The sequence below is a fragment of the Cytobacillus gottheilii genome, assembly GCF_900166665.1.
Classification (GTDB): Bacteria; Bacillota; Bacilli; order Bacillales; family Cytobacillaceae; genus Cytobacillus; species Cytobacillus gottheilii_A.
The window spans coordinates 954,312-978,281 of sequence record NZ_LT800494.1 but is presented as its reverse complement, the minus strand read 5'-3'; the positions used below and the strand labels follow the sequence as shown (position 1 = coordinate 978,281).

Sequence of the window (23,970 nt, the reverse complement as noted above, 5' to 3'; positions counted from 1 at the left end):
TACTGCGGCGCAGGAGCAATGTATTTAAGTTAGTATTCTTTTTCAAAATACTAACCCAGAGAGATTGCTCTCTCAAAACTGAACGAACAAATAAAGACGTCTTTTAATGAAGATAAACTTCATTTCATCCTTAGAAAGGAGGTGATCCAGCCGCACCTTCCGATACGGCTACCTTGTTACGACTTCACCCCAATCATCTGTCCCACCTTAGGCGGCTGGCTCCAAAAGGTTACCCCACCGACTTCGGGTGTTACAAACTCTCGTGGTGTGACGGGCGGTGTGTACAAGGCCCGGGAACGTATTCACCGCGGCATGCTGATCCGCGATTACTAGCGATTCCGGCTTCATGCAGGCGAGTTGCAGCCTGCAATCCGAACTGAGAATGGTTTTATGGGATTGGCTAAACCTCGCGGTCTTGCAGCCCTTTGTACCATCCATTGTAGCACGTGTGTAGCCCAGGTCATAAGGGGCATGATGATTTGACGTCATCCCCACCTTCCTCCGGTTTGTCACCGGCAGTCACCTTAGAGTGCCCAACTGAATGCTGGCAACTAAGATCAAGGGTTGCGCTCGTTGCGGGACTTAACCCAACATCTCACGACACGAGCTGACGACAACCATGCACCACCTGTCACTCTGTCCCCCGAAGGGGAACGTCCTATCTCTAGGAGTGTCAGAGGATGTCAAGACCTGGTAAGGTTCTTCGCGTTGCTTCGAATTAAACCACATGCTCCACCGCTTGTGCGGGCCCCCGTCAATTCCTTTGAGTTTCAGCCTTGCGGCCGTACTCCCCAGGCGGAGTGCTTAATGCGTTTGCTGCAGCACTAAAGGGCGGAAACCCTCTAACACTTAGCACTCATCGTTTACGGCGTGGACTACCAGGGTATCTAATCCTGTTCGCTCCCCACGCTTTCGCGCCTCAGCGTCAGTTACAGACCAGAGAGTCGCCTTCGCCACTGGTGTTCCTCCACATCTCTACGCATTTCACCGCTACACGTGGAATTCCACTCTCCTCTTCTGCACTCAAGTCCCCCAGTTTCCAATGACCCTCCACGGTTGAGCCGTGGGCTTTCACATCAGACTTAAAGGACCGCCTGCGCGCGCTTTACGCCCAATAATTCCGGACAACGCTTGCCACCTACGTATTACCGCGGCTGCTGGCACGTAGTTAGCCGTGGCTTTCTGGTTAGGTACCGTCAAGGTACCGGCAGTTACTCCGGTACTTGTTCTTCCCTAACAACAGAGTTTTACGATCCGAAAACCTTCATCACTCACGCGGCGTTGCTCCGTCAGACTTTCGTCCATTGCGGAAGATTCCCTACTGCTGCCTCCCGTAGGAGTCTGGGCCGTGTCTCAGTCCCAGTGTGGCCGATCACCCTCTCAGGTCGGCTACGCATCGTTGCCTTGGTGAGCCGTTACCTCACCAACTAGCTAATGCGCCGCGGGCCCATCTGTAAGTGATAGCCGAAACCATCTTTCAGCTTAAGGACATGAGTCCAAAAGCATTATCCGGTATTAGCTCCGGTTTCCCGAAGTTATCCCAGTCTTACAGGCAGGTTGCCCACGTGTTACTCACCCGTCCGCCGCTGACTTCTGGGAGCAAGCTCCCATCCGTCCGCTCGACTTGCATGTATTAGGCACGCCGCCAGCGTTCGTCCTGAGCCAGGATCAAACTCTCCAAGAAAGAGTTGATTAGCTCTTGTGTACATAATGTACATTTTTTCGATCCCAAAGAATCTTTTAAACGTTGACGTTTTATTGTTCGTTCAGTTTTCAAAGAGCAATTTCAGTGACTCTGTCGCTTCAGAAGCGACTTTATTATCATAACATCTGTGTGATGCTGAGTCAACAACTTTTTAAAATATTTTTTTAAGAAGTTGTTTTTCATTTGTGTGCCTCTTATGAGGACGAGATTTAATATATCATGTTCTAAATATGTTTGCAATATAATTTTTTATTTTATTTTTTTATATTGTATTTTCTATAACTGTTATCCACGCATATTGATCAAATAGACATAATAATTGATTTAACAGCTATTATTAAGAAATGATATCTGTTACTCATCATTTCCTATTCTGCTTGTAACATTTCTTATAGAAGAACATTAACCTATTTAAAAGTTATATTTGAGGAACACGGCTCATTTATTTTTCAGATTCGCCCACAAGATCATTTATTTTGCTTGAGAATCTATTTTGCCCCCTTCCACTAGATATAATATAAGAAGAAAAATACTTTTTTAAATCATATCCAATTAATCCACATATTTATCCACAGAATTATTATTAAATATCAATAGCTACACAACTTACCCACAACACCAGATAAGAGTTATCCACTTTATCAACAATTATTAAGCAGATCTATTAGACTCCATTAGGAATAGTTTTGCGGCCTACTTCATAGAATCTATTAACTCTAGTATCTAATCTACGAAAGGGTGCACAATTAAAATGGAAAATTTAGCGCTTTATTTATCAGTTGCAATGGCGGTATTCTTGTTTGCTGTCTCCTATATGGAAGCAATCCGTATTTCAAACAGTAAAGGAAAAGTTTATGGAGGAACATTTATCTTTACAACCATGGCTGGCCTAATCTTTTCAAGATTATCTTATTTATTCATCTGAACTCCCAGCATTACAAAATTTCGTCGGCTTACTTATACTTATATTGGTATGATAAAAACAGTAAAACTATCCTAGAACTGATCATATATCCAAAAAAGCCTAAGAGTACGTATGCACTCTTAGGCTTTTCCCAGCTTAAAAAGATTTTTATCATTAACAGAATCATTAAACAGCCTTATTCTTAAATTTCTTTTTCTGTACCCTTCTTCCATCTAATAAAAAGATGGATATCCCCCCTATTACAATTAATCCTCCAGCTATTTGCGTCCAGACTAGACTTTCCTGTAATAAATAATATGCCAAGATCGCAGCTCCAACTGGCTCAAATAAAATAGCCATTGATATCGTCGAGGTGCTTAGCCATTGTAAAGACCAATTAAATAACGTATGACCAAGTAATGTAGGTACTAGAGCAAGTAAAATAAAATATCCCCAGTCACTTGCTGGGTATGGAAACAGCGGTTCTCCTGCAAAAATCACGTAGAAGAACAATGTAATGGTACAAATCAAATATACGAGGAATGTATATGTAATAAGCGATACTCTTTTCCGAACAGTTTGACCAAACATAAGATAAGCTGTGACAAGTGCACAGGCAATCAAGGCCAAGATATCCCCAAAAAGGGCTGATCCGCTTATTTTAAAATCTCCCCAGCTTATGATCACACTGCCACCAACGGCAATTATTCCGCTCAAAATCGCCTTCCACGAAAACTTTTCTTTGAAGAAAATATAGGTGCCGATAAAAGCAAATAATGGCTGAAGCGTAACAAGCACTGTAGAACTGGCAACTGACGTGTAATTCAGCGATTCAAACCATAGAATGAAGTGAAATGCTAAAAATACTCCAGCTAATGCAGAAAAGAGCCAATCCCGTTTTGTAATAAGTCGGAGTTCTGGAACATACTTTAGTAAAAAAACCGGCAGCATAAACAACACAGAAAAAAACAGCCTATAGAAGGCTATAACACCAGATGGCGCGGTAGAAAATTTCACTAGAATGGCCGAAGTAGATACGGAGATCACTCCAATGGCCAAGAGCATATAAGGATTTATTTTTGCATTAGACATTTATATTCTCCTTGGTTAGCCTTTGTCATTTGTGGGTATGTACTATTTTACACTGTTTCCTAGTGTAGCAGTGATAAAAATACTATAAATAACTGAAAAAGCAGGAGATAATATGCCGGGTTTAGAAACAGAAATACTAATCAAATTAGGGATTTCAGCCTTTCTTGGGTTAGTCATCGGTCTTGAGCGTGAATTAAAGAGAAAGCCAGTTGGATTAAAAACCAGCCTTGTTATTTCCATAGTCAGCTGTCTTTTGACCATTGTATCAATTGAATCAGCTTATGTTTTTACAGGCAATGATCAAATAAATATTACGATGGATCCGCTGCGGCTTGCAGCACAAATTGTTTCAGGAATCGGCTTTCTCGGTGCAGGGGTTATTTTAAGAAGAGGCAATGACACAATATCAGGCCTAACAACAGCGGCAATCATATGGGGAGCTGCCGGAATCGGCATCGCAGTAGGAGCTGGCTTTTATCTCGAAGCAGCTGCTGGAGCTGCCTTGTTAATTATCTCAGTAGAAGTGATTCCGTTTATCTTGGGTTTAATAGGACCACGACAGCTGAGGGAAAAAGAAATTCTGCTTGAATTAATGATTGAAAGTAAGGAAGACATTGTGGATCTCATTCCTTCTATTAAAGAATTAAAAATCTCCATTCAGAAGGTTCGCATTAAAGATATGGAAGACGGTACACACAATGTCCAGCTGCACGTTACCGTAGACTATAAACGACGTATAACAGATGTTTATTATAGTGTATCTAATATAAAAGGTGTTAGATTTATGGAGATCGAAAGCATGAGCTGAATATTTTTTGAGGATGGTCTTATTGGGCCATCCTCAAAAATTCATGTGTATGAAACGATCTTTTATGAATCTTTATTAGGAATACCAGCCTTTACTTTGTATATCCTTCGGGATTCCCTTGATGCCAGTTCCAAGCATCGGCAATCATTTTTTCTAATGAATGATGCTGCGGATTCCAACCAAGCAACGTTTTCGCTTTTTCAGATGAAGCAATTAACACCGCCGGATCTCCTGATCTTCTGTCTTTTAATACTGAAGGAATAGGATGGTTCGTTACTTTCCTCGCTGTATCTATTACTTGCTTAACAGAGTACCCATTCCCATTGCCTAAATTAAAAACATCACTCTTATTCTCTTTTCTTAAATATTCCAAAGCTAAATAGTGCGCGGCTGCTAAGTCCATAACATGAATATAGTCCCTCACACATGTTCCATCAATTGTAGGATAATCACTGCCAAAAATGGCAATCTGTTCTCGTACACCTAATGCCACTTGTAAAATGAGCGGCATTAAATGTGTTTCTGGCTCGTGATCTTCACCAATCATTCCACTCTCATGAGCACCAGCTGCATTAAAATAACGAAGCGAAACATATTGTGTACCGTAGCCTTGCTCAAACCACTTCATCATTTTTTCCATCGCAAGCTTTGTTTCTCCATATGGATTTGTCGGGTTCGTTTCATTAATTTCCATAATTGGGATCTGTTTAGGTTCACCATAGACCGCTGCTGTTGAAGAGAAAACAATTTTTTTCACATTATTTTCTTTCATCACATCTAATAAGCACATCATTCCATATACATTATTTTCATAATAATCATAAGGCTTTGACATACTCTCTCCTACTAAGGAATTAGCGGCAAAATGAATAACCCCTTCAATATTGTGATTAATAAATACTTCCTGCAGTGCGTCTTTATCTCTAATATCGATATTATAAAAATGGTCTATTTGAACAGAATCCTTATGACCGTTTTGAAGATTATCCACCACAACGATGTCTTCGTTTTTTTCTGTAAAATATCGAACTGTATGAGAGCCTATATATCCTGCTCCTCCGGTAATTAAAATGGACATGTCATTCTCACCTCTCTTCTATTTTATCAAAAATATCTTTTACTAAATAAAATTCTGTATATTTTGTTGTCTTTCATAATTATGATCTGCAGCTTTTATTGCACTAGCTAAGTATTATTAAATTAAAAAGGCTGATAAATAAATTACATAAACTTTAGTTGTAGTGGGCCCATAAATATGATAAAATTTTATATGTCATAACTAACGGGGCATTAGTTCAGCGGGAGAATACTTCGCTGGCAGCGAAGGGGTCACCGGTTCGAATCCGGTATGCTCCATATTCAAAAATCCTTGCACAGCAAGGATTTTTTATTTTTATATTTCTAATTTAATTAAACTATAATTAAAAAACAGCTGCCAAATTGGGCAGCTGTTTTTCAATATATTCACTAGTTCAAACATCCTTAATTATTTGCCAGGTAAAAGTAGACGCACTTACCATTACCATAATGATATAACATATTCCGATCAGGTATTATCTCGCTCTAATTCCTTTTCAGTTGGACTTGTACTGTAAACTTCTATGAGAAAATAATCTCCTGTGCTAACATTATCCGCCGTTTCATCTCTGGCATCCAAATCATTAAAATGCCACCATTCAGAAGCCAGAGGGGTAAGTCCAGCAGATGTACAATATATTTGCAGATTGATGGCTGCTTCATTCATTGAATCCGTATAAACAGCTCCCCGCCAAGCTGTATCATTTCTTGATGTCACGGCAGAAGTGAATTTGGCAGAAGCTCCACTTAATTCGTGAATTGGAGTAGGCATAGTATATTCTGTGTAATCCTCGATCATATTCACTGTGTAATTTCCTATTGAAGCTTCCACTTTTGAGTTTACTTTGGCTAGACTAACATCCATTCCGTAGCCCATTTGATGATTAGAAACACCATTGGTTATAAACCATGTTATCCCCCAGGGAGCGGTATTTATGCCTTTTAACACTTCTGCATCATTATTGGCTAATTCAGTCAGACCTTCAACTACCGCGTTCTGAACAAAGAGCGGTCTAAAGCCTTCGTACAATATGAGCGAATTCCCCTCAGACAGGGCAAGCTGCTGTGCTTTATAAATCTTTTTTGACATTGAATACAGAACGGGCATAATATACTCTTCTCTCTCAAGCCTTTCATTGTATGTCTTGCCTGAATACAAAGCTTGGTTTGATACATAAGGTATAGACTTACCAGACGAAGCAAATTTAGAAGCGTAAGTGTTGGTGTTATTATAAATCATAGAGGGAATGACGTCTGGCAGGTTGATCAAGCTATATTTGTGCGGCAGCCAGCCAGATGACTCTCCTCGACTAATAAACCACCAACCCCCTTCTTCGCTTATAATTTCAAAACCTTCTCCAGCTTGAATCATACCAACATCTTTGGAATTAGCATTTGGAGAATCCTTTAAGTTTAAATTTACTGATGCATATCCTGTAGCACCATTAACCGGAAGTTCCAGTTCACCTTCATATGGCTTACTTATATCTGGAATTTTTTTTATGGTTTCTTCCGCTGTATTTCTTATGCTGTGTTCCTTCATGCTTATTCCAGAACCAGTCTCTCTAGGAGCATCATCCTGATTTGCAATATTAACAAATAAAGCCAACATGAATATAACAAATCCGCCTAAAGCCAGACTCTCTAGGACCTTGTGTTTTCTATATTTAAGCATTTCTCATCTCCTCAACTAAAAATCAATCAAAAATGATATACCTAAAAAGATATAGCAAGAAAAGATGAAGAGGATAAAAAATGTAGAATCCCCATTTAATCAGTTTAGATTTCCTTCCATGTGTACCATTGTATAATGCGAATAAAGGAATTACCAGAAGTATTCCAAACCGAAATATGGATTCAAATCCTAAATTATACAAGCCTGGTATTATATAGAGTATTCCCCCAATTAAACCGTAGCTGAGCATCTGCAGCTTAAAACGCCCTCTAAATATTCCGAAAAATAAGATCCAAAGGACACCTATATAATTCCAGTCAGCAGTATATGCAAAGAGACAGCATAAAATAATTACGCCTATCCTTATTACAATTGAAATGTCTGTTTTTTGACTGACAGCCAGAGCAATTAGCCCCATCAGCAAGGTCCAAATTACACTCGTAGCCTGCCACCATTCAAGACCAAGGAACATCACAAATGGAAAATGTGAAATGAGAGCAAAAATAAAAAGGCGTTTTATGTATTTATTTACATTTGAAGTATAGAAATATCCTTCGGCAATTAAGTAACACATGATCGGGGCAGCTAGTCTGCCAAATGCATGAAGCATAATATGCAGCATAGTTTCTTCAGGAAATAGCCATATGGCGGTATGATCAACTACCATGGCAATTATAGCTATAACTTTTAGAACATTTGTATTTAAACCTTTTGTATGTTGCAGATTCATTGAGGTTTCTCCATTCAAGTCTGATTTCATCAATAAAGAAGTAAAGTCTGTTCTAGCATGGCAAGTTTGGATTCATTTTTATTCCGGAATAGTAATATTTATTGCAGAGTTAATTACTTTAGGAGTAGTCCAAAAGTGAACCAACTTGTTTTATAAGGTAAGAATACTTTAATCAATAATTGTGCTGCTTTTAGTGAATGCTGCAGAATAATTGTGGACTAATCGTTTTTACCCTTTTCTACAAAAACTAAACAGGATTAAACATATTATGATACAGAAGCTTAAAACTATTAGCCAAATCAATAAAAACTTCTGTATACATTGCTCTAAATAACACTGGTCAAAATGATTAGGCACCTACAGATAGATAATGACATTTGATATAGTTCCTGAATGTATAATTGAGTTTACCAGCTTATAAATGACAGGTTTGAAGTGAACTGAAATCTTACTAAAAAAAAGAAATAGCTTTCTATGTTTTTACTCAAACAAAGAAAGCTATTCCTATTCAGTAGGATTATCCGTTAAGACAATCCTTCCTTTTTACTATAGATAGAACACTTTTATTGCAAACACTTCGTTTCATATTTCCGATTTTCTTAAGTCCCTTATTTTAAAGGTAAGCCTTAACGTAATTTTTGCATAAATAACTGCTATAATTAGCCACATAACGTTCAACAGAATGCTGGTAAAGGAATCTCCAAGCAAGAAGTTTGGTACCATAGTGACTAAAAAGAGAAAAATAAAATATAACGCCCAATTTCTCCTGATTTTTCCATACAACTCAACTTTTGAATTTGCATCTGTAAAGATTCGCAGCGACTGGTCGGCGGTTTTCTTTTTACGGAAGTAAAACCATGTACCGTAAACACCACCGTATTCCGTAATAAACTCCCAGCCATCATCTTTAAACAATTGCAGGTAGCTTTCCTTATTACTTTCATCTAAATTTTGAAAGTCTATTTGATATTGGTAATCTCCTGGTTTATCTTGATGAAAGTGATAGAAAGGAAATTTGTATTTTACAAAATGAAATCCTTTAGAAGACATCTCCTCAAAATACTGCTGCTCTTCCTCAAATTGATCAACTGTATAAGGGCGGAATTTCTTTACTATTCTTCCCATGTTAATCCCCCTAAATTATGATATAACTCCTTAATTCTCCGTGCTTCCTGCTGTAGAATGGATTGTCCAATATCGGTGATTTGATAATACTTTCTTTTTTGCTCTTCATGTAAAAATTCAATGATTCCATCGCGCTCAAGTTTAGTAATGGTTCCATACATAGTCCCTGCTCCAAGCTTAATTCTGCCATTTGTCAATTTCTCCACATGCTGAATGACATCATAACCGTGCCTTACTTCCATAAAAGAAAACAAAATATATGCAGCGGTTTCTGTCATTGGAAGATATTTTTTCAGTGCTTTTTCTTCGTCTAAATTGCCCAATTGGTACACACCTCGATATATCACATCTTGATATATCTTTTATATCACACCTCGATATATAAAGTAAAGCCTATATATTAAATGTCACACAAATGTTCCTGCTCTTTAGCTCTTGCATATCTTCTCCTGATGGTTGGTATGAAAATTTCTTATCCCTGCATAATAAATATGAGGTGATTATGATAATGAATAAAACGTATCAATTGTTACTGAAAAGTACTTTATTATCCAGTTTTTTTAGCCTTATCATTCTTATTTTAACGATTTATCATCACATCCATATCGATCAGCTTCTTAGGAAGTTGACAGATGAGAAAAAGCACTCAAGCTAAGAGTGCTTTTTTTCATCTAGGTATGATCTCCACATAAGAAACAACTGAGAAAAAATATTATTTTTGTTGAACCTACCTGCCTTCCCATTTGTATAGTTAGAAAAGAAGATAAATAAGGGGTGTTACAAATGGATACTGGCTGGATTGTTTCTTTAATTGTTGCAGGTTTTCTTATGGTATTTATTTTAGCAATAGCAATTCCAATGGACCGAAAACATGTCGTTCGTGAAAACGGAAGAATTAACTATAAGAAAACAAAATTATATTTAAGATGGAATGTTTTTGATACACTTACTCTAGGTCTGGCTGTATATGCTATTGTTTGTGTTCAAGCTCTAAATTTCTTAGTCTCAAATGGCGAGAGTGTAGACAATGTTTTTGTTCAATTTTTTACGAACCAAGCACAAGTGTGGACCCTTGTATCAACACTTTATTTAATCACTAGAGTATCAATGACCTTAAAAGCTATTAAGGAACGATGGGGCGATGAAATTGAGTGAGCGTGAAGATGAGCTGATGATCGCTTATCAAAATGGGAATAAGGCAGCACTCGACGATATCTACATGTTATTAAAACCATCTCTTTATTCATTTATATTTCGGTATTCAAGAGATGAGCAATTAAGTATTGATATTGTGCAAGATACATTTGTTAAATTGCAGCATAATAAACATGATTATGATCCTAAAAAGGGGAAACTAAAATCCTACCTTTTTCAAATCTCCTATCGACTTATGATTACTAAATTAAATCGCCGCAATAAATGGAGAAGTCTTTTGCCCTTTCTTTCCCCCTTACCAAAAGAGGAGTGGCATCATTCAGACAGAATGACTATTCGAGAAGCGGTTGCGAAGCTTCCAGAAAAACAGCGTGCCGTTATTTTACTTTTCTATTACCATGATATGTCCCAAGATGAAATAGCTAAAATACTGGAAATCCCACAGGGAACTGTAAAATCAAGATTGCATAGAGCAATAACTAGTTTAAAAGAAGAATTGGAGGAAGACGAATATGAGTCAAGATCCCTTTTATAAAGAGCACCATTTGCGTATGAAGATGGATGAATATCACGTTGAAGTGCCTGATTTTCCAAGGAGGTCAACGACATGGGGAAGGTTCATTAATTTTCTAGCTTCACCAGCACGTAACCCTCTGGATCCATTAATCTCTACTCCTAAGGGATTAATCATACTTGCAATCGCCCCTTTTAGTATTGTCGGAATCGCACTCATTCAACTTGTCATTTTATTATAGGAAGCACAATCTGCATGTTCAACATACTCTGATACTTTTTTCCTTTGACGCATAATTAAGACGCATGAAATAAAGAGGGGTATTAAGCATGTTGAATATAAGTTTATTATAATAGACTTAAGCACGTGGGGCAGCAAGCCTAAAGATGAATAACACGGAATTATTCATCAGCATGCAGCTGAAGGCAGGAGACTTGTGCAAATTTTTGATCCTTCAACATAGGGATATGGTTCATCAGCGTTCTTAGAGTTGATTTTTGAAAGTTCACTGGCTAAATCTATTTGAAAGTACAAAAAAGAGGCTGCGACATAAGTATCCAGTTCAGCCATCTTTTTACTTTCAGGGAAATTTAATTGAAAAACTCGTCAAATTTTAAATAAATGCAAAATTGAAAGTTATACATCAGCTAAAAAACAGCTGCCTTGTATCTCTTTACATCTTTTTTTGACAATCGTAACTATTTCAACGATTTCTTCTGTGCTGATATAGGCTCTATATCTGTTTGTAACGATTGCAATGGAGATGGAAACCAGTGGAAACTGACGAATATTTCCTTGCCGATCCTCAGAGGTAATATACTGTTGTGACAGATGTTCGGGGCTATAGAACCTTTTAATCAGCAGGTTAAAATCTTCCATTAAGTTTTCACATAACTGCCCATAACAGTAGTGAGGGACAATTGCGATAAAGTCATCACCGCCGATATGACCCAAAAAGTGATCATCTCTTTCAACATGTTCTTTAAGTAATTGGCCAACGGATTGAAGAAGCTGATCTCCTTTTTTAAAACCATATGTATCGTTATAAGCTTTGAAATGATCTAAATCAAAATACATAATACTAAATTCATTTTGAAATAAAGCATTTTTAATTTTTTCCTCTATCATTATATTCCCAGGAAGCCTTGTCAACGGGTTTAAATAGCTTGCAAATTCCACTTGTACATCCACAAGCTTCATTAATAAGTTCTGTATACTGACAATGCCAGCAAATCTCCCTTTATTCGTTACAATGACGTCATCATAACGATCCTCTGCTTTTCGCTGCATGGCTAATTTACTGACTTCTGAAATTGAATCCAAATACTCAACAGCCAATGGATTCTTTTTAAATAGAAGTTCGACCGTTCTCCCCATATATAAATTATAACCATATAAGGTACCAATTTTTTGATAAAAATGGGTTCTTGTAATAATCCCTACAGGTATTTCCTGATCTACAACTACAATTCCCTGCAATTCACTATTATTATAGAATAACTGGTCAACCACGAGATTTTTTTCATATTGAGAAATACAAGGTACCTTTTCAGCGATACTACCAATATTAACTGACATTCCATCACCTTCTATACTTTCCTGCCATTTCTCTTTATTCATATAATTTAAATCATCAATTTGTATCTGAGAGGGTGCCTTTAGTTATTTCCATCTTTGGTTTTCCTAACAAATACCCTTGTCCAAAATGAACACCTTTTTCTCGGATATACGAAAGTTCTTCTATTCTCTCAATACCTTCTGCGATGATTTTAGTGTTACTCCTATTTGCATATTCAAGGATTAGTGAAACAAGCTGTTTTTGCTCTTCGTTTTGATCAATGAATTGAATTAATGATTTATCCAATTTAATAAATTCTGGCTTTAAGTACACTAACGTTTTTAAGCTATTGTAACCCGATCCCACATCATCAATAGCAATTCTAAACCCCTGAGAGCGATAATGGTCAAGCACTTTTTCAAATAAACAAAAATCTGTAACCGCACTTTTTTCAGTAAGTTCAAACACAACTTGTTCAGGTGCTATATTTAATTCCCTTAACAACTGTAATGTTTCTCCCGCATGGTAATTATTGTCAAGTAACACATTTGGATGGATATTTACAAAAATTAAAAGATCATTTTTTTCCTCACATTCATGTAACCGGTCAATATAGCGTTTTAATGCAAGGTTTCTTAAGAAACACTCAAATAAAAATACTTGATCCGTTTGGCCAATAAACTCATAAAAACTCTCGGTAGTCGAGAATAATTTTGTACGGACAGGACGATTTAATGTTTCGTATCCAATCGTATTTCCTGTTTTCAGGTCTAAAATAGGCTGAAAAAAAGTATGTATTAATTCATTACTTATAATGTTTTTAGACTCTCTAAATCTCCTATAATATAAAACCTCTTTTTTTCTTCTGCTGTTTAAATATTTTAAGTATGAGGATATAGTGCCAGATTCCATCTTATGCAATAATTGTTGATTCATTTGGTGCACCTTCTTTAAATTATAGGAATTATATCCTATATTAATCTTCATTTATTAAGTCATTGTTAAAAATAGACTAATTTTCTGTAAGGAAAAAATAAGAAACGCTTCTATGGCATAGGTCAATTTATCCTAAATAATTGCTCACGGCTGTTTTTTCCCGACTACTAATTTATACTCTTTGTGGATATAAAAAAGAGCATTGAAAAAATCTTCAATGCTCTTTTTTCTGCAGATATTACCGTTGGCTAAACCCAGTTTAATTTCTCTTCTAGAACTTCGGTAAATTCAATAAACATTGATTACCTGTAGATGTGATCAGACTTATAGCCTGATTTACCATTAATACACCTGTTTCTCCCTTAAAACTTCTTCATTAAATTTGCCATTTCAATGGCTGATGTTGCCGAATCCCAGCCTTTATTTCCTGCTTTTGTCCCCGCTCTTTCAATTGCTTGCTCAATCGTATTCGTTGTTAATACACCAAATATAACTGGTATGCCCTCTTGCATATTGATTGCAGCAACTCCTTTAGCTACTTCACTGCAAACATAATCAAAGTGGGGAGTAGCTCCGCGAATAACTGTTCCGAGCGTTACAATGGCATCATATTTTTGAGATGCTGCCATTTTCTTTGCAACTAATGGAATTTCATACGCTCCAGGCACCCACGCCACCTCAATATTGTCATCACTTACGCCATGTCTCTTTAAAGCATCTTCAGCTGCTCCCAGCAATTTACTTGTAATAAATTCATTAAACCTGGAAACTACAATTCCTATTTTTAGATCCGTACCTATTAAATTACCTTCATGTATAATTGTCATTTATATTCTCCTTGAATTTTATTTTTTACGAACAAATAAATTATCATTTAAAAAAGATGCCCCATTTTTTCCTTCTTCACTTGCATATATAAAGCATTTTCTTCCCTTACAGGCATCTGAATAGGCATACGGTCCGTTACCTTTAATCCATGTCCTTCTATTCCAGCAATTTTTCTTGGGTTATTCGTTAAAAGGCGAATGGATGAAAGACCTAAATCTCGTAAAATTTGAGCACCAATACCATAGTCGCGCAGGTCAGGAGCAAAGCCAAGCTTTTCGTTTGCTTGAACCGTATCATATCCTTCTTCCTGCAGCTTATATGCTTTCATCTTATTGACGAGACCGATCCCTCTGCCTTCCTGCCTCATATAGAGTAGGACTCCTTGCCCTTCAGCTTCAATTTGAGCCATTGCAGCGTGAAGCTGCGGTCCGCAGTCGCAGCGAAAAGAGCCAAATACATCACCAGTCAGGCATTCAGAATGTACTCTAACTAGAACATCTGACTTTCCTTTGACCTCTCCTTTGACAAGGGCAATATGTTCTTGGCCTGTCAAAACTTCTGTAAATGTCACCGCTCTGAACAAACCGAAGTCAGTTGGCAAAGTAATCTCCACGACTTTTTCAATTAACTGCTCTTTTTGACGTCGATAAGCGATCAATTCTTCAATTGTTAAAATCACAAGATCAAACTTCTCAGCGATATCTTTAAGCTGAGGTCCTCTGGCCATCGTGCCATCACTATTCATAATTTCGCAAATAACCCCAACAGGTTCAGAGCCGGCTAATCTGGCTAAATCAACGGCGGCCTCTGTGTGCCCTGCTCGTTTTAATACGCCTCCTGTTTGGGCAATAAGAGGAAATATATGACCTGGTTTTTTAAAATCTTTTCCCGCAGCAGAGGTTTCCATCATTTTTTGAACGGTTTCAGAACGTTCAAATGCAGAAATACCAGTATGGCTGGAAGAATGATCGATGCTAATCGTAAAGGCTGTTCCATGAGAATCTGTATTCTGTGCTGTCATTAAAGGTAATTCAAGCTGCTCTGCCTTTTCTTCAGTAATTGGAACACAAATAAGCCCTTTGCCCTCCGTTGCCATAAAATTGATCATTTCAGGTGTAGCAAATTCTCCAAGTGCGATGAAATCACCTTCATTCTCGCGCTGTTCATCATCTACGACAATAATGGCCTTCCCTTTCTTTAGCTCTTCTATTGCTTTTTCAACTGAAGCATACATGTGTCCGCACTCCTTTTTATAAAAAGCCATTTCTTGTCAGCATTTCAGCTGTCAGATTAGTAGTAGTTGTATTTTCATAATGAAGCAATTTTTCCGTATATTTGGCTAACATATCACATTCAATATTTACGAGGTCACCGACTTGCTTGGATCCCAATATAGAATCCATCTGTGTTGTTGGTATAAGGGAAATCACAAAGTGATCCTCGTGCACACCAAATACGGTTAGGGATGTACCGTCAACAGCAACCGAACCTTTTAGTATAAAATAACGCTGCCATTGTTTTGCAATTCCAATTTCCAAATATAGAGCATTACCTCTGTGATTAATTCTATTAATTTTTCCAGTTGCATCGATATGACCTGAAACAATATGACCGCCAAATCGGCCGTTCGCCAGCATTGCTCGTTCAAGATTCACTCTATTGCCAACATATAAGGTATGAAGAGCAGTAGATTTTAACGTTTCAGGCATTAGATCGGCAGTGAAGGAATTGGTTTCATATGAGGCAACCGTTAAGCAAACACCGTTTACGGCAATACTGTCGCCAATCTTTACATCTTCAAGCACCTTCTCACATTGAACCGTTAGCTTCATTGCGTCCTGTTCATGATGTATGCCTGAAATTATACCGATTTCTTCTACTATTCCAGTAAACAAGAAGCAGATTCCTCCTTTTGAAACTGTGCATGCAGACGTAAATCTAGTCCGAATGTTTGCACATCCAAAATATGCAAATTCTCACTATCTTTCATCCAGTTTCTTTTTTCGCTGTTTAAAAAGGATGTTCCATTGCCAATAAGTTTTGGTGCAAGGTATAAGTAAAATTCGTCCGCCAGGTTCTCATCAACAAAGCTTGAATGAACACGGCTTCCCCCTTCTACCAATAATGTCATCACACCAATACCGCCTAAATACTTTAATACAGACGGTAAAAAAGCCTGCGCCTTCGGAATAACTTCTATATGAACAAAACTAGAATCGTATTGCTCATTTTGCTCTTCCAAAGGAACTTGCGTAAAAATAATCGTCTTTGCAGCTTCGTCTGTTACGACATTTGCTGATTTTGGCGTCTGTAAGCGCCGGTCTAAAACAATTCGAATGGGATTCTTTCCACCATGGGGCAAACGGGTGGTGAGGAAAGGGTTATCAGCAATAACGGTTTGTGCGCCTACTAGGATGGCATCATGGATATGGCGAAGATAATGGACATCTTCCCTAGCTTCTCTGGATGTGATCCATTTGCTATCTCCTGATGATGCAGCAATCCGGCCATCGAGAGTGGCGGCTGCTTTTAAGGTGACATATGGAGTACCGTATTGGATATAGTGAAAAAATGCTCGGTTTAAAAATGCTGCCTCTTTTTCTAAAACGCCTGTAACTACTTCAATTCCTGCTTGTTTCAGCTGGGAAATTCCTTTTCCTTTTACTAAAGGATTCGGATCAGTACAGGCAATAACAACACGGCGAATACCGCTATTTATAATGAGATTTGTACAAGGAGGTGTTTTGCCTCTATGTGCACACGGTTCAAGGGTGACATAAAGATCTGCTCCTTTTGCACGATCATGCGCCATTGTAAGGGCATGGACTTCTGCATGTGGTGTCCCGGCTTTTAGATGCGCACCAGTACCTATAATCTGGCCATCTTTCACACACACAGCACCAACAAGAGGGTTTGGAGATGTTTGTCCCTCAGCAGTTATCGCTAGATCAAGCGCTATTCTCATATAATATTCATCATTCAATCGCACCCCTCCTTTTAGAAATGGCAAGCACAAATTAAGATAAAGGACATACTGAAAGAAAACCAGTGCAAGAAGAATAACATTACCTTTTCTTCTGCAAAAGATCAACTTATCAGCAAATAGAAACTAACTAGATTCCATTATCTCTTTGCCAGCCTATGCAAATATAATATAGCAAATAAAAACTTGGTCTTTTATCCATTGGGAAAAGACAAGCTTCTCTAAAAGAGGGCATATTTCACCTGAGCATTGTACATATAAAGACAACTTCTCCCATCCAGACTTTCACTGTCGGTGCCGGATTTACACCAGCTCCACCGTCTTCCAAAGGAAGCCGGGTCACGGACTAACGAGGCATGCACGCTCGATCACCGCCGGTAAGGATTTTCACCTTGCCCCGAAGTGTTTTCTATGTACGTTTATAATTTAGCACATATATTCACAAAATCATATTTATTTTACTCATATTAATAACTGTCAGAATGTTTACTCGCACCGGGTATCTAATCTGAAATCCACATTACACATATACAAAAAAACCGCCATCTGCAAATAGGCGGTCATCTCTTACATTAGATTAAATTTGGAGGAATCTGTTCATCTCTTCCTTTTACAACCGCTGGAGGAGTGTCAAATATATATTCTGGAGCAGGCTTTAACTTCGGTTTATTCGCAAGTGGGACAGGGTTTTCTACATAATTAAATGTTCCAAGTCCATCCATGCTCTTACCGTGTGCCCAACGTCCTGTTGCACTTTCGTTTCCTTCTGAGAAGTTAAATAATGTATAAGCTACTTCCTGCTTTTCTAATTCACGCGGGAATGTACTAGGTACGACAACATTTTCTTTTGCTTCCAATTCTTTAATAGCAGCAAGCCATTGATTTTGGTGCATTGTATCACGGGCAATTAACCAGGAAAGCATATCTTTAACACCGCGGTCATTCGTAGCAGCATAAAGTCTTGAAACCTGCAGACGTCCCTGTGACTCTGCTGTTAAATTCATTCTAAAGTCAGCCAATAAGTTACCGCTAGCGATAATATAATTTGCTGTCCAGCGGTTACCCATAGAGTCTGCAGGCATTGCACCTAACCCAGAAACGATAGCATGCTGCGGGTTCATACCGCCTAAAATAGCACCAATAACCGGATCTTTTGCAGCTGTTTCTAAATCGCCAACAGGTGCTCCATCCAAAAGGCGTGCGATCATTGTTGCAAGCATTTCAATATGTGCAAGCTCTTCTGCACCAGTATCCATCAATAAGTCTTTATATTTTCCATTTCCTCTTACATTCCAGCCTTGAAATAAATATTGCATAGCTACAGAAATTTCTCCCCATTGGCCGCCTAATACTTCTTGAAGCTGACGAGCAAAAATCGGATCAGGTCTTTCCGGCTTTGCATGATATTGCAGTTCCTTTTTATGAAAAAACATAGACACACCCCTATTTATTTGTCATAACAGAATCAGTATATTAGGGACTGATCTAGAGGTGTATGTCCTCAGGCAATAAACCTTTCAATCTTCTAGACTTATAAAATATTCCTAAAGTTATAATATTGTAGAAAAACTGAGAATATTCCCTAAAACTCGCTATTATTCATGAAAATTCGACTTTTTTGCCATCTCCTTGATTTTTAAAACGGTTATAAAATCATTATATAGACCTATACATTTGCGGAGGAAATACCAATATGACTGCTGAACATGTTGATTATAAAGGCGATAAATACGAAGTGCTCTTTAAGTATCAATCTGGATACTGGGAATTGATGGACCAGCAAACAGGTCAAGTGATCCTCGTTCATCATTCTGAAGTAAAAGAAGCCCACATGGAATAATAGGCTCCTCATTACTTATTGCAATCTCTAAAATTTCAAGGCAGACAATGGTTCTCAAATCTTTATGTTCAGACGAGTGAACACAGTCTCCTAAAATCAGCATCCGGGTTATTTAACCCTTAATTTTTGCCCAATATAAATCTTGTTCACATTTTGCAAAGTGTTCAAAGAACTGATTTTCTGAATAGTAGTCCCATATTTTAGTGCAAGCTCAGAAACCGTTTCACCCGCAGTAACAAGATGATAAATAGGCTGATTGTCTGTGAGTTCGAGATCACTTGGATTGATCCAGGATCCGGGTATTCCTTTTTTTGACGTAATATTAATCATTCCTTGACTTTCGTTGAAAACAATATATGTTCCTTCTTTAACGACGATCCGCTGGCTTGTACGCTTTTTAGCATGTTCAGCAGTATAATAGCCAGGGATAGCTTGTACTACTTTATAATATCTTTGTGACTGTGCAGCTGGGGTGTGAACGGGAGGAATACGTGTGGCATCATCATAGTTTACAAGTTGATGAGACTCGATTATATTAATCAGCTTTTCGGCATAGTTAGGATCTGTAGCATATCCCGCGGATTGTACAGCATTGGCAGCAGCACTGTAGTTTTCTTCTCCTATAATCCTTTTATACTTATTTCGATCCCAGGATACGCCATTCAAATAGAGATTGGCCAGATCTTGAAAGGACTCATACCAGCTTGGATACTTTCGGAATGCCGCTTGAACTTCTACTCTTTGTCCTTTGACTACTTCCCAAGTCGGCATTGTCACAGACTGTCCGTTATAAGTCCCCTTTATTCCGAATAGATTCTTCCCCTCTTGTGCAAGCTTACTCTTTCCCCAAGCAGATTCTAAAATAGCCTGTGAAATTAACAAAGAAGCTAAGATATTGGATTCCTCTTGTACTCTTTTGGCGTACGGAGCAATTTCTTCTATAAATGACATTCAAAAACCTCCTTTATTTCTATCATATGAAAAATACAAGAAAACAGACAGGGTAAACCGGAAATCAATTTTCCTTTTATAAAAAAACATCCATAAACCTATGTTGCAAATATACAAAACCTCAATAAAAAAGACCGCTTAAAGCTTCATATATCAGCTTTAAAGCGGCCTTCAATTTTTAATAGGAAGATGTATCATCTACCTGCATGATTCAGTTAACCTTTTTTAATACCTGTTCTACTAATGGATGGTCCTTTGAGAGACCGCATACTTGCACCATTGTTTCCTCATAACCATTTGCTTTAATCTTTTCTTGCAGTTCCACTGCTTCCGGGTCTTCCTGAACATCATATTTTAAAGCAGCAGCGATTACTTTTGCTAAGTTTTCAGGACTCCTTTCTAAGTATTGGATATACTGAACAGCAGGGCTCACAAGTCTGTCATTTCGGCCAAGCTTGCGGAGCGGTCCTCTTGCCACACGAGTAATATCATCATTAATATGCGGATTCTTGAATCTGCCGACAATTTTATTGATATATTGCTGGTGTTCTTCAGAATTGAACCCGTACTTTTCTACTAAAACCGCACCAGTTTCCTGAAGCGTATTTTTCACTGCTTCAAGTACGTGATCATCTTCCATTGCATCTTTAATTGTTTTTAAACCAGCCTCATATCCTAAATATGCCGCAGCAGCATGACCTGTATTCACTGTAAACAATTTGCGTTCAATATATGGACTTAAATCATCGACAAAGGTAACACCTTCAATGGCAGGCACCTCTCCGATCATCATTGATTGATCTACAGCCCACTCAAAAAATGGTTCAACTAGCACCATTAGTTTATCTTCGTTCGTTTGAAGAGGAACAATTCGGTCAACAGCCGCGTTAGGGAAAGCAAACAATTGATCAAATTTTTCTGCTTGATCTGAATTAATTGATTCATATACCTTCTCTTTTAAGAAACTGCTGCCGCCAATCATATTCTCACAAGCAATAATATTTAATGGATTAGGATTTGCTTCGATTCTCATCTTTAATCCATCACGAACTAAATTAGCAATAATTCCAAGTACAGTTGGTCCAACTGCAGTTGTCACTAAATCAGCCTTCGCAATTGTTGAAATGACCTCATCACTGTTTGTTTTGCTGTTGATTGCTCTAACATTTTTAACAATCGTTTCTTCACTTTGATCTGCAGCCAGCACTACTTTGTATTCCCTTTTTTCATTTAGAAGGTCAACGATTTCATCATTCACATCAACGAAAACCACTTCATAGCCTGCATCAGATAAAAGCTTTCCAATAAAGCCGCGTCCAATATTTCCTCCGCCAAAATGTACGGCTAACATATTAGTTCACCTCATCAAATAAGGATAGAATCTCTTCAGCAGATGTAGCTTTAACAATTTTTTCTACGTTTTCCTCTTCAGAACATACAATGGCAATTTGTGATAGAATTTCAAGATGTGCTCCATCTTTTCCAGCAATACCAATTAATACTTTCACAATGTTACCGCCGCCGAAATCTACACCCTCTGGAACCTGTACAATGGCTAAACCAGAAGTATTGACCGATTTTTTCGCATCATCCGTACCATGTGGGATCGCAACAAAATTCCCCATAAATGTAGAAGAAAGCTCTTCTCTTTCAAGCATTTTTTCAACGTATTCTTGATCGACATAGCCTTTGTCTACTAGGATTTGCCCTGTAAATTTAATCGCTTCTTCTTTATTCGTAAATGCTTGGTTTAAAATGATATTGTCTGCAGTTAAAATGTTTGTCATGTTTGACACTCCTTTAAAAATTTCTAAACTTGGCTATATTTATTTTCAAAAACAAGCTGCAGTTCATCTGCCAATAAATTAGCAATATCTAGTCTGCCTCCTGTTTGAAACACTGAAATAGAATGCTCATCTCTAATAATTAATGAACTGATCGCACTCAGCAATTCTAATGCCTCTTCAGATTCATTCATGGGCGAGAGTAAAAGCAAAATGGTATTAGCCATCATATCAGAACCATCCATCCCTTTTATAGAGAGTGGATTTTTAACTCTCCTCACCATAAAACATGGTTCTTTTACAAATGTGCTTCTGGTGTGATAGAGCGCAAGCTGAGTTTCAGGGATTCCCAGTCCGCCTAATTGCTCTCTTTTCAGTAAATCCTCTGTGATCCCTTTGGAATCCGTAATCACACCTTGCTGATATAATTCAGTGCTCATTTGATGCAGGATACCTGGAATCGAAAGATCTTCTTCAATAACGGTGAGGGAAAAATGCTCCAATAGCTGTTCAATGGCGGCCGCACTTCTTTTAACCTTTGAAATTCGGATGCGGAAGTCATCATAAGATTGTCTTTGTTTCAAACGAATGGATTGCTTCACTTGATGTCCAGCTTCTCGATGAATGGCAAAGAATTGTTTAATTTTATCAATATCCCCAACTGTTAAAAGGGGGCTGACAAGCAGATAGTCCCGATTAAAGTTTTTTAACGGAATAGTAGAGATTACAGCATCGAATTTGTGAATATCTATTTGATCCAGATCAAAAATAGATGCATTAATTGTACTTAAACCCGGGAGCTCCTGCTCAAGTTTTGTTGAAAGGATCTTGGAAGTACCAATCCCGCTAGAGCAAATAACAAGAGCATTCTTTGGACTAGTCTCTTCACTATTCAGCAAAGCCGATGCAAAATGCATGACTAGATACCCAATCTCTTCTCTGGGAACCTTTAATTCTGGAAGGACATTTGCCATACCTTGCTGCAAAATAATAAACAGTTCCTTATAATCTTGCTCTATTCTTTCCAATAAAGGATTAGAAATACCCATATTTTGTTTGATTCTATGCAGTGCTGGCCTTAAATGAGCTACCAGTCCCTGGAACAGTGAATTATTTGTCGTTAAATCAATATCAAGCTTACGGCTGACATATGTCATTAAATTCTGCGCAAGGACTCCTGCATGCAAACTTGTTTCTCCAAGCAAATCATCATGATCATTTCTCAATTTTGCTCCCATCAGGTGCATTGTAATATACCCGATTTCACCTTGAGAAATGTCTATTTTAAATACTTCTTCTAAGCCTAATACAATCTTTGCGGCAGCCTTGTATTCTCGCGTGCCTTTTAAGCTGTTCAGATAATCATCTTCGAAATTAATTTCTTCTCCCTGCTGAATTCTCTCAATTGCCAGTGCAAGATGGACCACTAAGCCAATATAAGCACTATCAGCAATGGCATAAGGAAGATCATTTTTAATATCTTCAATTTGTTTTTCAATAATTAATAATTTTGTCTTATCAACAAGTCCAAGCAATCGATCTGTTACCGTATCAACCACTTGTGCGGAACGCTTTTGAATATTTTCTTTTATTAAAGAAAGGAATTCAAATTCATCAATATTTTCTATGATGATCTTACTCATGGCCTTTCTTTTAGAACTTTCTGTTCCAATTAGCTCAACCCCGTAGCCCCGCTTTCTTAGCAGGGTTAAGTCAAAAGGAGTGAGACGTTCTTCTACTTTATTAAGATCATTACTGACCGTGGCAATGGTTACATTCAAATCATTTGCAAGTGATACTAATTTAACTGGCTCTGCTGCATCTAAAAGTGCAGATAAGATCATGGTTTGCCTTTCCTCAGGTGTATATTCATTATGAGAAAGATTAAAAAGAAAGAGTCGAAGCATCTCCTTTTTCTCTTCTTCCCCAGTTACCCCTATACCTATGCCAGATTTTTTATTAAGCTCTAATCCATACTCCTTTAGGATCTCTTCGACGCCTTTTAAGTCGCGATGAATCGTACGAGAACTTACCTCTAATTCTTTTGCTATTTCTTTTACCGTTGTTTCTCCTGGCTGTAATAGCAATAGTTCAAGTATTTTTCTTTCCCTCGCTGATATGTACATTCACATCACTCCGCAGCATTGGCATTTCACCATGACATATTATGAGCAAAGTTTATGACAAATATGAAATACAACATCCTATTCTTTCATTTTAATAATAACAATGTATACTCTCAATAAAAGAATAATGTATTTTCGTCATGAAAGTTGTTGCCAGTATTTAATTATCCTTATTTATT

At 37.8% G+C, this 23,970-nt stretch carries 24 protein-coding genes, 1 tRNA gene, 1 rRNA gene and 1 riboswitch; of the genes, 8 read left to right on the top strand and 18 right to left on the bottom strand.

The annotated features are described in order from the left end of the window. Window positions 1–134: 134 nt before the first annotated feature. Window positions 135–1,684 (bottom strand): 16S ribosomal RNA (locus B7E07_RS04785). A gap of 772 nt (window positions 1,685–2,456) precedes the next feature. Here B7E07_RS04785 and B7E07_RS04780 point away from each other — a divergent pair. Then, window positions 2,457–2,630 carry a hypothetical protein gene (locus B7E07_RS04780; protein WP_176215115.1) on the top strand — a complete coding sequence of 58 codons (174 nt, stop codon included), beginning with the start codon at window positions 2,457–2,459 and terminating at the stop codon, window positions 2,628–2,630. 165 nt (window positions 2,631–2,795) lie between these two features. Here the strand turns inward: B7E07_RS04780 and B7E07_RS04775 are convergent, their stop codons facing one another. Continuing rightward, a complete protein-coding gene (locus B7E07_RS04775) occupies window positions 2,796–3,701 on the bottom strand; it encodes a DMT family transporter (RefSeq protein ID WP_080844317.1) in 906 nt (301 codons plus the stop codon). 112 nt (window positions 3,702–3,813) lie between these two features. Between B7E07_RS04775 and B7E07_RS04770 the strand changes: the two genes are divergently transcribed. Next, window positions 3,814–4,509, top strand: a complete 696-nt coding sequence (locus B7E07_RS04770) for an MgtC/SapB family protein (RefSeq protein ID WP_080844316.1) — start codon at window positions 3,814–3,816, stop codon at window positions 4,507–4,509. Window positions 4,510–4,600: 91 nt separating this feature from the next. Here the strand turns inward: B7E07_RS04770 and galE are convergent, their stop codons facing one another. Continuing rightward, a complete protein-coding gene (galE, locus tag B7E07_RS04765; protein WP_080844315.1) occupies window positions 4,601–5,587 on the bottom strand; it encodes a UDP-glucose 4-epimerase GalE in 987 nt (328 codons plus the stop codon). A gap of 206 nt (window positions 5,588–5,793) precedes the next feature. Here galE and B7E07_RS04760 point away from each other — a divergent pair. After that, window positions 5,794–5,865, top strand: a tRNA-Ala gene (locus B7E07_RS04760). A gap of 190 nt (window positions 5,866–6,055) precedes the next feature. Here B7E07_RS04760 and B7E07_RS04755 read toward each other — a convergent pair. The 4 genes from B7E07_RS04755 to B7E07_RS04740 all read right to left on the bottom strand — a co-directional run bounded on the left by B7E07_RS04755 (window position 6,056) and on the right by B7E07_RS04740 (window position 9,439). Beyond that, on the bottom strand, window positions 6,056–7,261 hold the full coding sequence (locus tag B7E07_RS04755) for a M15 family metallopeptidase (protein WP_080844314.1): 1,206 nt from the start codon (window positions 7,259–7,261) through the stop codon (window positions 6,056–6,058). Between the two features lie 22 nt (window positions 7,262–7,283). Continuing rightward, entirely contained in the window at window positions 7,284–7,991 is a 708-nt protein-coding gene (locus tag B7E07_RS04750; protein ID WP_080844313.1) for a TraX family protein, read from the bottom strand. Window positions 7,992–8,573: 582 nt separating this feature from the next. Further along, window positions 8,574–9,116, bottom strand: a complete 543-nt coding sequence (locus B7E07_RS04745; protein ID WP_080844312.1) for a DUF2812 domain-containing protein — start codon at window positions 9,114–9,116, stop codon at window positions 8,574–8,576. Next, entirely contained in the window at window positions 9,104–9,439 is a 336-nt protein-coding gene (locus B7E07_RS04740) for a PadR family transcriptional regulator (protein WP_257391398.1), read from the bottom strand. The genes B7E07_RS04745 and B7E07_RS04740 overlap by 13 nt, the downstream gene beginning before the upstream one ends. Before the next feature lie 185 nt (window positions 9,440–9,624). Here B7E07_RS04740 and B7E07_RS23890 point away from each other — a divergent pair, with 185 nt between their 5' ends. From B7E07_RS23890 to B7E07_RS04725, 4 genes are all read left to right on the top strand, one after another. Continuing rightward, entirely contained in the window at window positions 9,625–9,771 is a 147-nt protein-coding gene (locus B7E07_RS23890; protein ID WP_218970399.1) for a hypothetical protein, read from the top strand. A 128-nt stretch (window positions 9,772–9,899) separates the two neighbouring features. After that, window positions 9,900–10,271 (top strand): group-specific protein, encoded by a 372-nt coding sequence (locus B7E07_RS04735; protein ID WP_080844311.1) that lies wholly within the window; start codon window positions 9,900–9,902, stop codon window positions 10,269–10,271. Window positions 10,272–10,287: 16 nt separating this feature from the next. Beyond that, a complete protein-coding gene (locus B7E07_RS04730; protein WP_139785699.1) occupies window positions 10,288–10,806 on the top strand; it encodes an RNA polymerase sigma factor in 519 nt (172 codons plus the stop codon). Beyond that, the gene (locus B7E07_RS04725; RefSeq protein ID WP_080844309.1) at window positions 10,784–11,026 is read left to right on the top strand and encodes a hypothetical protein; all 243 of its coding nucleotides are present in this window, start codon (window positions 10,784–10,786) and stop codon (window positions 11,024–11,026) included. Before B7E07_RS04730 ends, B7E07_RS04725 begins: the two co-directional genes overlap by 23 nt. Before the next feature lie 395 nt (window positions 11,027–11,421). Here the strand turns inward: B7E07_RS04725 and B7E07_RS04720 are convergent, their stop codons facing one another. The 7 genes from B7E07_RS04720 to B7E07_RS04690 all read right to left on the bottom strand — a co-directional run bounded on the left by B7E07_RS04720 (window position 11,422) and on the right by B7E07_RS04690 (window position 18,523). Continuing rightward, complete coding sequence (locus B7E07_RS04720) at window positions 11,422–12,405, bottom strand: GGDEF domain-containing protein (RefSeq protein WP_257391397.1); 984 nt, start codon at window positions 12,403–12,405, stop codon at window positions 11,422–11,424. Window positions 12,406–12,418: 13 nt separating this feature from the next. Next, window positions 12,419–13,279, bottom strand: a complete 861-nt coding sequence (locus B7E07_RS04715) for an EAL domain-containing protein (RefSeq protein WP_080844307.1) — start codon at window positions 13,277–13,279, stop codon at window positions 12,419–12,421. 362 nt (window positions 13,280–13,641) lie between these two features. After that, window positions 13,642–14,106 (bottom strand): 6,7-dimethyl-8-ribityllumazine synthase, encoded by a 465-nt coding sequence (gene ribH, locus B7E07_RS04710; RefSeq protein WP_080844306.1) that lies wholly within the window; start codon window positions 14,104–14,106, stop codon window positions 13,642–13,644. 47 nt (window positions 14,107–14,153) lie between these two features. After that, on the bottom strand, window positions 14,154–15,341 hold the full coding sequence (locus B7E07_RS04705) for a bifunctional 3,4-dihydroxy-2-butanone-4-phosphate synthase/GTP cyclohydrolase II (RefSeq protein WP_080844305.1): 1,188 nt from the start codon (window positions 15,339–15,341) through the stop codon (window positions 14,154–14,156). A gap of 16 nt (window positions 15,342–15,357) precedes the next feature. Beyond that, a complete protein-coding gene (gene ribE / locus B7E07_RS04700) occupies window positions 15,358–16,002 on the bottom strand; it encodes a riboflavin synthase (RefSeq protein WP_080844304.1) in 645 nt (214 codons plus the stop codon). Beyond that, a complete protein-coding gene (ribD, locus tag B7E07_RS04695) occupies window positions 15,987–17,090 on the bottom strand; it encodes a bifunctional diaminohydroxyphosphoribosylaminopyrimidine deaminase/5-amino-6-(5-phosphoribosylamino)uracil reductase RibD (RefSeq protein ID WP_080844303.1) in 1,104 nt (367 codons plus the stop codon). Before ribD ends, ribE begins: the two co-directional genes overlap by 16 nt. Window positions 17,091–17,351: 261 nt before the next feature. Then, a riboswitch (FMN riboswitch) is annotated at window positions 17,352–17,499 on the bottom strand. 163 nt (window positions 17,500–17,662) lie between these two features. After that, complete coding sequence (locus B7E07_RS04690; protein ID WP_080844302.1) at window positions 17,663–18,523, bottom strand: manganese catalase; 861 nt, start codon at window positions 18,521–18,523, stop codon at window positions 17,663–17,665. A 260-nt stretch (window positions 18,524–18,783) separates the two neighbouring features. Between B7E07_RS04690 and B7E07_RS23510 the strand changes: the two genes are divergently transcribed. Further along, window positions 18,784–18,930, top strand: coding sequence for a hypothetical protein (locus B7E07_RS23510; RefSeq protein ID WP_176215114.1), 147 nt, complete (start codon window positions 18,784–18,786; stop codon window positions 18,928–18,930). A 108-nt stretch (window positions 18,931–19,038) separates the two neighbouring features. On the opposite strand, the gene B7E07_RS25230 is transcribed toward B7E07_RS23510, so the two are convergent. The 4 genes from B7E07_RS25230 to B7E07_RS04670 form a co-directional block, all read right to left on the bottom strand. Continuing rightward, window positions 19,039–19,881: a glucosaminidase domain-containing protein gene (locus B7E07_RS25230; RefSeq protein ID WP_080844301.1), complete on the bottom strand. Its 843-nt coding sequence runs from the start codon at window positions 19,879–19,881 to the stop codon at window positions 19,039–19,041. Window positions 19,882–20,092: 211 nt separating this feature from the next. Further along, on the bottom strand, window positions 20,093–21,232 hold the full coding sequence (locus tag B7E07_RS04680) for a mannitol-1-phosphate 5-dehydrogenase (RefSeq protein ID WP_080844300.1): 1,140 nt from the start codon (window positions 21,230–21,232) through the stop codon (window positions 20,093–20,095). A 1-nt stretch (window position 21,233) separates the two neighbouring features. After that, the gene (locus B7E07_RS04675) at window positions 21,234–21,668 is read right to left on the bottom strand and encodes a PTS sugar transporter subunit IIA (RefSeq protein ID WP_080844299.1); all 435 of its coding nucleotides are present in this window, start codon (window positions 21,666–21,668) and stop codon (window positions 21,234–21,236) included. A gap of 23 nt (window positions 21,669–21,691) precedes the next feature. Further along, window positions 21,692–23,791, bottom strand: a complete 2,100-nt coding sequence (locus B7E07_RS04670; RefSeq protein ID WP_080844298.1) for a BglG family transcription antiterminator — start codon at window positions 23,789–23,791, stop codon at window positions 21,692–21,694. Window positions 23,792–23,970: the final 179 nt, after the last annotated feature.

Excerpts from the sequence above, each read along its gene's own strand:
- B7E07_RS04690 (WP_080844302.1), bottom strand. The coding sequence starts at position 18,523 with ATGTTTTTTCATAAAAAGGAACTGCAATATCATGCAAAGCCGGAAAGA.
- B7E07_RS04720 (WP_257391397.1), bottom strand. The coding sequence starts at position 12,405 with ATGAATAAAGAGAAATGGCAGGAAAGTATAGAAGGTGATGGAATGTCA.
- B7E07_RS04745 (WP_080844312.1), bottom strand. The coding sequence starts at position 9,116 with ATGGGAAGAATAGTAAAGAAATTCCGCCCTTATACAGTTGATCAATTT.
- galE (WP_080844315.1), bottom strand. The coding sequence starts at position 5,587 with ATGTCCATTTTAATTACCGGAGGAGCAGGATATATAGGCTCTCATACA.
- B7E07_RS23510 (WP_176215114.1), top strand. The coding sequence starts at position 18,784 with ATGACTGCTGAACATGTTGATTATAAAGGCGATAAATACGAAGTGCTC.
- B7E07_RS25230 (WP_080844301.1), bottom strand. The coding sequence starts at position 19,881 with ATGTCATTTATAGAAGAAATTGCTCCGTACGCCAAAAGAGTACAAGAG.
- B7E07_RS04725 (WP_080844309.1), top strand. The coding sequence starts at position 10,784 with ATGAGTCAAGATCCCTTTTATAAAGAGCACCATTTGCGTATGAAGATG.
- B7E07_RS23890 (WP_218970399.1), top strand. The coding sequence starts at position 9,625 with ATGAATAAAACGTATCAATTGTTACTGAAAAGTACTTTATTATCCAGT.
- B7E07_RS04780 (WP_176215115.1), top strand. The coding sequence starts at position 2,457 with ATGGAAAATTTAGCGCTTTATTTATCAGTTGCAATGGCGGTATTCTTG.
- B7E07_RS04730 (WP_139785699.1), top strand. The coding sequence starts at position 10,288 with ATGATCGCTTATCAAAATGGGAATAAGGCAGCACTCGACGATATCTAC.
- B7E07_RS04715 (WP_080844307.1), bottom strand. The coding sequence starts at position 13,279 with ATGAATCAACAATTATTGCATAAGATGGAATCTGGCACTATATCCTCA.
- B7E07_RS04775 (WP_080844317.1), bottom strand. The coding sequence starts at position 3,701 with ATGTCTAATGCAAAAATAAATCCTTATATGCTCTTGGCCATTGGAGTG.
- B7E07_RS04705 (WP_080844305.1), bottom strand. The coding sequence starts at position 15,341 with ATGTATGCTTCAGTTGAAAAAGCAATAGAAGAGCTAAAGAAAGGGAAG.
- B7E07_RS04735 (WP_080844311.1), top strand. The coding sequence starts at position 9,900 with ATGGATACTGGCTGGATTGTTTCTTTAATTGTTGCAGGTTTTCTTATG.
- B7E07_RS04755 (WP_080844314.1), bottom strand. The coding sequence starts at position 7,261 with ATGCTTAAATATAGAAAACACAAGGTCCTAGAGAGTCTGGCTTTAGGC.
- B7E07_RS04680 (WP_080844300.1), bottom strand. The coding sequence starts at position 21,232 with ATGTTAGCCGTACATTTTGGCGGAGGAAATATTGGACGCGGCTTTATT.
- B7E07_RS04770 (WP_080844316.1), top strand. The coding sequence starts at position 3,814 with ATGCCGGGTTTAGAAACAGAAATACTAATCAAATTAGGGATTTCAGCC.
- B7E07_RS04670 (WP_080844298.1), bottom strand. The coding sequence starts at position 23,791 with ATGTACATATCAGCGAGGGAAAGAAAAATACTTGAACTATTGCTATTA.
- ribH (WP_080844306.1), bottom strand. The coding sequence starts at position 14,106 with ATGACAATTATACATGAAGGTAATTTAATAGGTACGGATCTAAAAATA.
- B7E07_RS04750 (WP_080844313.1), bottom strand. The coding sequence starts at position 7,991 with ATGAATCTGCAACATACAAAAGGTTTAAATACAAATGTTCTAAAAGTT.
- B7E07_RS04675 (WP_080844299.1), bottom strand. The coding sequence starts at position 21,668 with ATGACAAACATTTTAACTGCAGACAATATCATTTTAAACCAAGCATTT.